This is a genomic window from Sphingobium sp. UBA5915, assembly GCF_002431195.1.
In the GTDB taxonomy this organism is placed as follows: Bacteria; Pseudomonadota; Alphaproteobacteria; order Sphingomonadales; family Sphingomonadaceae; genus Sphingobium; species Sphingobium soli.
On record NZ_DJDV01000117.1, the window covers coordinates 1 to 9,774 of the forward strand.

The following is a 9,774-nucleotide window of genomic DNA, read 5'->3' on the forward strand; positions in this document are numbered from 1 at the left end:
CGGCGGCATCGGCGGCGGCGGCCTGGTTCTCGCGGGCGGCCGAGAGCGCCTTCTGGCGATCGAAGTTGGAGAGCAGGGTCATGCGCAGCGAGACGCCGGCGATCCAGTCGGGCTCGGTCGGCAGCGCGTTGTTGCGATTGGCGTTGTAGCTGCCGAAGGCGAAGGCCTGGGGGCGATAACGCGATTTGGCGAGATCCACCCCGGCCTGCGCTGCGCTCTTGGCGGCATCCGCACCCTGCGCGCGCGGCGACTGGTCGATGCCGTCGAGGAAGCGCTGGAGCGGCGGCAGCGGCTCCGAATGGACGAACAGCGGAGTGGAGGCGGTGACGCCCAGCGGCTGATCGAGCAGCCGCGCCAGCGTATCGGTGGCGATCGCCTCCTCGCTGCGGGCATGCTCGAAGGCGCGCTGGGCGGTGTTGCGCGCGACCTCCACCTCCAGCACCCGGGCATGGGCGAGCACGCCTTCCGCTTCCAGCTTGCGCGCGTCCGAGAGGTGCCGGTCGAAGGCTTCGAGCTGTTCGCGGGTGGATACGGTCAGCTGACTCGCGACCTTCTGGCCGAAATAGGCGCGCACCAGATTGACGCGGGAGAGATCCTGCCCGCCCGCCTGCTTGGCCCGGGCGATGCCTACCGCTGCGTCCGCGCCCTTCTGGACGGCGGGAATCGCGCCGCCGGTATAGAGCGGCATCGCCGCGGTGATCGCCGGACGGAACACGGTGTCGCGCGTCTGGAACTCCAGCGTGTTGGGAATCGCGCCAAACAGCCGGGGCAGGGCCGCGCCGATCCGCTGGGTCACCTGCGCCACAATCTGCGCGCTCGCGCCGGAGAATTGCCCGCCAAGCTGGTCTAGAAAGCCGTTGGTGGCGCTCAGCGCATCGGCCTTGGGCTCGGACAGGTCGACCGAGAGCGTCTTCTGATATTCGATCACGCTCGCCGAGGCGGTGACCACCGGGCGGCGCAGCGTTCGGGTGGCGGCGGCGATTTCCTCGCTGGCGCGGACGGCATGGTCGTCGCCGCTGAGCCCCGGTGAGGCTTTGTCGAGCCTGGCGAGCGCTGCCTGAAAACTGAGCGGGGGCGGCGGCGCCTCCTGCGCTACTGCGGTGCCGGTAGAGGCGAGCAGTAGGGCGAGCGCGGCAGGCCCGCTGCAGCAACGGTGCGCGACGTGTAGATCCTGCCGCTTCGTGCTGCGCACCCTGCTCCGCCCCTGTTTTGCCTGCCACGCCGCCGAGGGTCGCTCCCGCGACGGCGTGATCTTCGATTACGCATATTTGCAATGAAACACGCGCGCAATTGAATTCCTCGGATGCCCCGCCCCCGTGCGGTCGCGAAACAGCAACGGCGCCATTTCGTACAGGTTTGGCCCCTAGGTCAGGAACTCATGGCCGATGCCGGTCGAGACATAAAAGCGCTGGAAAATGCCCGCCGCCTTGATCGCCTCGGCATTGGCGCGGGGAGTCATCATCTATGATCCTTGGTATAACGGCCAAGCTTCTGACATAACCAGAGGCCGGTCGGGCGAACGTTGAATGTCGGCTTCTGACGAGAGGCGCTGTTCGACATGCCGCAGGCGAACGGCAGCAAAGTCCCAGTGCTTACCAGTACAGCCCTAATAAACCCATCCCAGGTCGATAAAAGAACCCCGCCGGAGAGGTCTCCACGGCGGGGCCATAGCCCATGGAGAGCCGCTCCGAAGGGAAGGGGAGCGACAGCTCTGATGCGGTGGGTATCGACAAATTTAAAATGTGGACTTCTTCTGCCGCGTCCCGGCAGCGTCCACATTTCAAAAATTGGACGGGCAGACATTCGTTGATGGCGAAATGCCGCCCTCATTTGCGGGAAGGACGAACGTCAGTCAATTTTCGGTGCGCAAGGCAATAGCCCGCTGCCCAACATCCGGATTTGGTCGGACGTGCTTGCACTTGGCCAACCTTCCGGCGATGACATGATTATGGCTGAGTTGAAGACCGATACCGCACATCTGCCAGGGCGAGCGCGTCGCGACCTTGCCCGCGCGGTCGAAATTTTGCGTGATGAATTCGGCAAGCAGGTTGCGCGCCGCAATGGTCGGCACGTCCGCGAGGGCCGCATCCTGAAGATCATCCTGTTCGGATCCTATGCGCGTGGCCGCCAGGTGATCGACCCGGTGGGCCGGTATTTTTCCGACTATGATATCCTGGTGATAGTGAGCCATGAAGATCTTACGGACGCTGCAGAATATTGGGTGCAGGCTGAAGATCGGATGGTCGACATGCTGCTGCGTCGCTTCTGGCCGCAGCCTCTTAATCTGATTGTCCATAGCATCGACGATATTAATCACCAGCTCGAACGTGGTCGCTATTTCTTCACTGATATTGTCAAAGATGGCATCGCGCTGTTCGAGGAGCCGGGGCATCCGCTTGCTGATCCCGTTCCGCTTTCGGCTGAAGAGGCTTTAAAGGAAGCGCAGTTCTATTTTGACGATGATTTCCCAGGCATCCAAAGGGCATTGGTCACGTCAACTTTTCAACGACAGCAGGCCGAAGCGGAACTAGAGCCAAAGGCTGCCGCGAAGTGGCGTAACGAAGCAGCGTTTCAGCTTCACCAAGCGACGGAGCGCGCCTATTACTGCATCCTGCTGGTGCTGAAATTGTACCGGCCCAAATCGCACAATCTCAACTTTCTGTCCCAGCGCTGCGAGCAGTTGGACGAACGTTTGATCGGCATCTGGCAGCGGGAATCGAAGGAGGGCAAGCGCTGCTACGAACTGCTGCGCGCGGCCTATATCAAGGCGCGCTACTCCGATTTCTACAAGATCACCGACGAGGAGCTTGACTGGCTGACGGCGCGCATCCGTGAGTTGCAGGCGCTGACCCAGACCATCTGCCAGGAGCATCTGGGCGGCGGCGCGCTTCCGGCGGACTGACCCTGCGGCACCAGGAGCAGTGATTTGGGGACTAGCCGCTCTCTGCCTCGCTGGCGCGATCATGGAGGCGCTGAAGCATCGCAATCCGCGCCCTTGAAATGCGCATCGCATCCACCGCATCGGTATCGCCGCCGATCCTGCCCATGCCTGGCGAGCGCGCCTCCGCCTCCAGGGCAGCATACAGGGCTTTTTCTACCCTGAGTACGGCAAGCAGGTCGTCTTTTCCCGGTCGCTCGGCCGCATGGGAAAGGGGAAGAGGCTCGGTCATGGCAGTCGGTCTCCCTGGCAAGGCTAGGATCCAATACCGCTCGGAGCTGCATTGGTTGCGCGTCCCTGCTTCTTGCGGGAGGCCATCGTTCAACCGCACTCAGCCGCCATAGTTATGAGGTCGAAGGACTACGGCATGCTGATCACTGCAATCTGGCAATCTCCGAGCGCAGATTCTTGTGCGCCCGCTCCTCAAGATGCGCGAACCGTTCGGTCTGGAAAATCTGCTTCTGGTCAAGCGCCCTGAGCACGGTCGCGCGACCCGCATGATATTGCGGCGTCGGAACATGGGTATATTCCAGGCGGATCTGATGCGCGTAACGGGCATAGGCTGGCGGTGGTGCACCAAGAATGCCGAGGTCGAGATCGTTCAGGAGATTTTGCGCTTCCGAGCCCGGTTCATGCCGCTTGGTTCCCAGGATCAGTTCTACCACCGACGCTATGGCGATGTCTGATCCCGCGAGATCCTGCTGCGCCACCTTTGCCGACATTTCTTCATTGTCCGAAGCTTTTGGGTCATAAACGATGTCATGCAGCCAGATCGCCGCGATCATCTCCCTGGTCGCGTCGGCTGGCGGAAGGTTCGCCAACATCGCTTCGACATGTGCGCGGGTGTGATAATGGCGTTGCGGCTCGTTCAGCCTTGCGAGCCATCTTCTCGTAATGGCGAGGGCGAGACCCAGCAGCAGCAGGGATTGGTCGGATGTCATGCCGGTGCGTCTATCGGGTCTGCCGATCGATGTCGCGCCCCTTCGCAGGCATGGGCGCTAGTCGATCTGCGATCTGCCGGATGGGGGATGGGCCTATCTGATGATGCAAGACGCGCGCCGGCTGTTGATGGCGATGGTCGGGAGCGGCGCATGCTCGGGCCTGCGTAATCAATGAAAATCATGGCTGCGTATCGGCATGATCTCGTCTTGCTGGGGTGGGGATGTGCCATAAGGCGGTGACCCGAGCGTTCGACCGCGGCAGATGGCCGGTTTACGCGGATCGGGGCCGCCGCCATGGCTCGCGCCATCGCCGCGCCCTGGCGCAACCGTAAAATCCATCCGACCAACCGAGCGCAGCATCTCGTCATGATCGACGATCCGGTCGCAGATGATGTGGATAACTTCGCCTTCCTTCTGAAGCCGTCCACGCATGGCGATCATGGAGGCGGACATGACCTGCCGGCGATAAATCTCGAACCGGTCGGGCCACAAAATGCCCTGGGCCACACCCGTTTCATCCTCGATGGTGACGAACAGCACCCCTTTGGCCGAACCGGGACGCTGTCGCACCAGAATGACGCCGGCCACCTCGATGTTGCGCCCATCGCGGATCGACGGAAGATCCGCGCAGCGCACGATGCGCATGGCGTCGAGCTGCGGTCGCAGGAAGTGCAATGGATGCGCGCGCAGGGAGAGCTGGAGCGCACGATAATCCTCCACGACTTCCCGCCCCTCAGTCATTGGGACAAGCGCCACCGGTGCTTCATGCCCCTCCGGTGAAAAGCCACCTGCACGTGCATCGGCTGCCGCAAAGAGGGGAAGGGGGGCTTCACCCAGGCCCTTGACCTTCCATAGCCCCTGTCGCCTGTCTTCGTCGATGCAGGCAAAAGCGTCAGCTTCGGCAAGCCGTTCGATTGCAGCGCGTGGAACTCCCGCTCGGCGCCAGACCTCTTCGACGCTGGCGAAGGGGGACGGGCCGCGCGCCCCGACGATCGCCGCACCATGAAGATTGGCGAGACCGCGTACCTGTCGGAACCCCAGACGGACAGCCATATATCGCCCCCTGGTCGGCTCCAGCGTGCAATCCCAATGGCTATGGTTGATCGATACCGGCCGAACCTCGACCCCATGGTTGCGCGCGTCGCGTACGATCTGCGCCGGCGCATAAAAGCCCATGGGCTGGGCATTGAGGAGCGCGGAGCAGAAGACGTCGGGGTGATGATGCTTCATCCAGCAGCTTGCATAGGCGATCTTGGCGAAGCTGGCGGCATGGCTCTCGGGAAAGCCATAGGAGCCGAAGCCCTCGATCTGCTTGAAGGTCCGCTCGGCAAAGTCCTTGGGATAGCCCCGCGCGATCATGCCGTTCACCAGCTTGTCGTAGAAATGGCTGACACCGCCGGAGAGCTTGAACGTTGCCATGGCACGGCGCAGTTGATCGGCTTCGACCGGCGTGAAGCCTGCGCCCACGATCGCGACCTTCATCGCCTGTTCCTGAAACAGCGGGACGCCCAGGGTCTTCTTGAGCACTGCTTCCAGTTCGGGCCTGGGATATTCTGGCGTCTCCTTGCCCTCTCGGCGCCGGAGATAGGGGTGGACCATGTCACCCTGGATCGGCCCCGGGCGAACGATCGCCACCTCGATCACCAGATCGTAGAATTCCTTTGGCTTGATCCGGGGCAACATGGACATCTGCGCCCGGCTCTCGATCTGGAATACGCCCAGCGTGTCGGCCCGCTGGATCATGGCATAGACGTCCGGGTCATCATCCTGCAGATCGGCCATGCCGACCTTGATGCCCTTATGCTCCTCCAGCAGGTTGAACGCCCGGTTCATGCAGCCGAGCATCCCCAGACCGAGCACATCGACCTTCATGAATTTCAGCGCGTCGATGTCATCCTTGTCCCATTCGATCGTCTGGCGATTTTCCATCCGGGCAGGCTCGATCGGCACGAGATCGTCGAGCCGGTCCTGCGTCAGGACGAAGCCGCCGGGATGCTGGGAGAGATGCCGCGGCGTGCCGATGAGCTGGCGGGAAAGCTCCAGGGTGAGTTTCAGCCGATGATCCTGCGGATTGAGGTTGGCGTTTTCGATCTGCTCTTGCGAAATCCCGTCCATGCTCCAGCCCCAGACGAGACCGGTCAGCATTTTGGTCAGGTCACGCGGAAGGCCCAGCGCCTTGCCGACTTCGGCGACTGCACCACGCGTGCGATAGCGGGTGACGACGGCCGTCAGCGCGGAGCGGGTGCGACCATAGGTGTCGTAGATCCACTGGATGATCTCTTCGCGCCGTTCATGCTCGAAATCGACGTCGATATCGGGCGGCTCCTTGCGTTCGCCCGAAACGAACCGCTCGAACAGCAACTGATGCTTGATCGGGTCGATCGAGGTGATGCCGAGCATGTAGCAGACGCAGCTATTGGCCGCAGAACCCCGGCCCTGGCAAAGGATGCCGCGCCTGCGGCTTTCGGCGACGATCGCATTGACCGTCAGAAAATAGGGGGCGTAGCCGAGCTGGTCGATCAGCCGCAGCTCATGGTCGATCTGCTTGCGATAGTCGTTGGGCAGTCCCGCTGGGAACATGCGCTGTGCGGCGGCGTCGGTGAGTGCCGCAAGCGCTTCCTGCGCGCTGTGGCCCTCCATCACCTCCTCATAGGGATATTGATACTGGATTTCGCCCAGATCGAATTGGCACCGTTCAGCGATATCCGCGCTGGCCCGGATCGCGTCGGGGAAGGCGGCAAAGCGCCGTTCCATCTCCTGCGGGCTTTTCAGATTACGGTCCATATAGCGCTCACGCTTGAATCCCAGCGCATCGATGCTCGTCTGCTCGCGGATCGCCGTCATCACATCCTGCAGTGGGCGCGCCTCAGGCGTGTGATAGAGGATGTCGCCGGTCGCGACGCTGCGGACGCCTGCTTTGTGTGCCATGGCATCGAGATCATGGAGACGGGCAGCATCTTCCGGTCGGCGGCGAAGCGAAAGCGCCATATAGGCGCGATTGCCAAAGACCTGCCTCAGCTCGGCAAGGTTGGCGAGCGTGGTGCTATCGGCCAGGTCCGGAAGCAGAATGGCGATCAGCCCCTGGGCATGATTGGCTAGATCGGCCCAGCCGAGGAGGCAGCAGCCCTTGCCGCCGCGTGCCTTGCCCACCGAAAGCAGGCGCGTCAGCTGTGACCAGGCAGCGCGATCCGTCGGATAGAGCAACAAGGCGCGACCGTCCGAAAGATCGACCCGCGCGCCCGCGATCATGCGCACGCCGGTCGCCTTCTGCCCCGCCCAGCCGCGCACCACTCCAGCGACGCTGCCCCAGTCTGCAAGTCCAAGCGCCTGATGGCCTAGGAGCGCTGCGGCCGAGAACAGCTCTTCCGGCGAGGACGCACCGCGCAGGAAGGAAAAGTGGCTCGTGACCTGGAGTTCCACATAACGCGCCATCAGCCAAACAGCCCGTGCATATACCAGCTCAGGTCACCGGTCGGCGCGTCGACGCCATCGCCGCGACGGAAGATCCAGAAGCGCTCGCCTCCTTCCGCTTCCACCCGGAAATAATCGCGGACCGCCCACATCTCGCGCGCATTCTTCCACCACTCGCCATGAATGCGCTCGGGGCCGTCACCGGCCACCATGCGATAGTCTTGCCGGCGCCAGGTAAAGCGGCGCGGCGGGTGATCGGGAAGCAGGGCGACAACATGGGAGAGCCGTTCGGGGCGAGGCAGCATCCGAACCGGCCGCTTCCATGCAGGCCAGCCCAATGGCTTGAGCAAGGCTTCCGTCCGCCGGACCGCGCGTTCGGGCACATCGCTTTCATGGGCGGACAGGCGGAAGGGGGCATCAGGCTCTATCCGTCCCGCGAGCTGATCGAGAAGCGTGGATATGTCGGTTGGCCGATCGCCGCTTCCGAGCGATGTCTCCAGCGTCTGGGCTTCCAGCGGCTCGACACGAGGGGCGGCGAGCGCCATCGCCTCTATGCCAAGGCCTGGGTCGATCTTTTCCACCCGCATCGCCAGCATGCGCTTCAAATGTCGGGCATCGCGCGTCGCCTGGGCGGTGCCGATCGCGATCGGCTGCTCGGTGGCGTCGACGATTTTGCAGGTCAGGTGCGCCGTGCGCAACCCCATGCCACGTTCCTGGAGGAGGGCAACCAGATCATCGACCAGATCGCCGATGACCTGGATGATGGCCTCGGCCGTGCCGATCGGTTCAAGCAGGCGCCGCTCGACGCAGGGAGACGTGAACGGAATGAGCGGGACTATCGGTTCGGCGACCATGCCGCGGGCCTGGTCAAGCCGCCGGACGGCATCGAGACCCAGGCGTTTGGCCAATGGGCCGCGCGGCATGGGATAAAGGTCGGCGATACGATCAATGCCGAAGCGCGCGGCCGCCATCAGAGCGTCGGGCTTCAGGCGCAGGGCGGCCAGCGGCAGATCGGCAATGGCTTGGGACTCGCCGCCATGGGGCAATAGGGTGACGGCCTCGCCGCGATAGCGGGCGAGCGCATGCGCCGCGCCTGGCGTGCCGGCGATCGCGATGCTGGCGGTGAAACCCAGTCGCTCGAGGAAGCGAAGGAGCCGGCGACAGAAGCGCGCCTCTCCACCAAATAAATGGGTCGTACCGGTGAGGTCCAGCCACAGGCCATCGGTGCCCGATATGCAGGCTGTGGGTGTCCAGTGAACAATGGCATGAAGAGCCAACCGATCAAGCCATGCACGATCTGCTTCCGGCTGCGCATCGCGCACGTCCAGGTCGCTCGCCAGCGCTCGCGCATGGGCGGCTGCCATGCCCGATCGCAGACCAAGGTCCAGCGCAACCGGGCAAGCCGCCGTGACGACATCGCGCTGGCCGGCGCGCTCGATCAGGACCATGGGCTTTCCCCAGAAGGAGGCCCAATTGAGCGGACGGGCACTTGCTGCCCCTCTTCCTGCATCGTCTGCGGGTATGTCTCTGAACGGATGGTCGGCGGATTCGCTGCGCCGCCCCATCTCGCGCATGGTGGGACGCTGATGGGCAGGGAGTGCATCGATCTCGGCCTGGCTGGGGCGATTGCCGAGCGATCCATCTCGCGCCCAGCGGGCACCGGGACGCCAGCCGCCCCCACGGGGTACGGAGCAGACGCCGGGATTATCGTCGATCGGTGTTGCAAGGCGCGGCGCGAGCGCAATCCCGCCTGTTTCAGGCGGCCTGACTGTCCGCTCCAGCCGCCGAAGCCGCTCGATGGCGAGCTGCGGCAGGTAGAGCGAGGCGACCCTTGTCATCACAGGCGTCCAGTTCGAGGGAAAAGGGATTGCCATTGCGCTGGCGTACAAGTTCGACCGACCAGCGCGCCCGGCCGACGCCGGGATGGGCGAGGCGCGCGGATGGCAGGCAGCCGATGCGCCATCGGGTCATGGCGGAAGAAAGGCCGCTTAGCGGGCAGCGCTCGCGGGCGCGATGGCGGCGATAGAGCAGCATCGGCGTCCGACTGTCGGAAGCGGCAAGCTGAAGACGGCGGGTTGCTGTCTGGTCGGCCTGTCTGACTTCGGCAATGACGCACGCCAGCGATCCGTCGCGCAGCGCATCCTCGGCCATGGCGAGGACGATATTGTCCTTTTGCGCCTGGGCGTAAAAAACCTTGTCGGGACCAAGTCCAACCTGCTCCAGGCCAGGCGCGTAGAGGTCGAACTGCGTGAGCGCCCAGAATATGCTGAGCTGCGGATCAGCTGCAAAGCGGGCGGCGATCCCGGCTGTAAAAAGGGTTGCCGCAGCATCGTCGCTGAGCGTCGCCGACGCCGCCGCAATCTCATGCAGTCCAGCGCTATCGAGGCCATGACTTGCCAGCCGCTCGTCCAGCGCAGACACGCCAAAAGGCATTGCAGGACTGCGCGCGCTGTTGCTGTGCGGTAAGCGTCCGGCGAGTCCCGT

The 9,774-nt window shown here is 63.6% G+C and carries 7 protein-coding genes; 1 reads left to right on the forward strand and 6 read right to left on the reverse strand.

Annotation, left to right across the window (positions count from 1 at the left end; translation table 11 throughout):
* On the reverse strand, positions 1 to 1,192 hold a 1,192-nt coding region (locus tag B2V90_RS20150), incomplete at its 3' end, for a TolC family protein (RefSeq protein ID WP_293922958.1).
* Between the two features lie 756 nt (positions 1,193 to 1,948).
* Here B2V90_RS20150 and B2V90_RS20155 point away from each other — a divergent pair.
* The gene (locus B2V90_RS20155) at positions 1,949 to 2,902 is read left to right on the forward strand and encodes a HEPN domain-containing protein (protein WP_228222834.1); all 954 of its coding nucleotides are present in this window, start codon (positions 1,949 to 1,951) and stop codon (positions 2,900 to 2,902) included.
* A 31-nt stretch (positions 2,903 to 2,933) separates the two neighbouring features.
* Here B2V90_RS20155 and B2V90_RS20160 read toward each other — a convergent pair whose 3' ends face one another.
* From B2V90_RS20160 to B2V90_RS20180, 5 genes are all read right to left on the reverse strand, one after another.
* Positions 2,934 to 3,170 carry a hypothetical protein gene (locus B2V90_RS20160; RefSeq protein ID WP_161731131.1) on the reverse strand — a complete coding sequence of 79 codons (237 nt, stop codon included), beginning with the start codon at positions 3,168 to 3,170 and terminating at the stop codon, positions 2,934 to 2,936.
* A gap of 142 nt (positions 3,171 to 3,312) precedes the next feature.
* Positions 3,313 to 3,879, reverse strand: coding sequence for a hypothetical protein (locus B2V90_RS20165; RefSeq protein WP_214646907.1), 567 nt, complete (start codon positions 3,877 to 3,879; stop codon positions 3,313 to 3,315).
* A 168-nt stretch (positions 3,880 to 4,047) separates the two neighbouring features.
* Entirely contained in the window at positions 4,048 to 7,311 is a 3,264-nt protein-coding gene (locus B2V90_RS20170) for an error-prone DNA polymerase (RefSeq protein WP_228222833.1), read from the reverse strand.
* Complete coding sequence (locus B2V90_RS20175; RefSeq protein WP_323132809.1) at positions 7,311 to 9,128, reverse strand: DNA polymerase Y family protein; 1,818 nt, start codon at positions 9,126 to 9,128, stop codon at positions 7,311 to 7,313. The genes B2V90_RS20170 and B2V90_RS20175 overlap by 1 nt, the downstream gene beginning before the upstream one ends.
* A partial coding sequence (locus B2V90_RS20180; protein WP_414711629.1) for an ImuA family protein occupies positions 9,046 to 9,774 on the reverse strand: 729 nt, incomplete at its 5' end. The genes B2V90_RS20180 and B2V90_RS20175, both read right to left, overlap by 83 nt.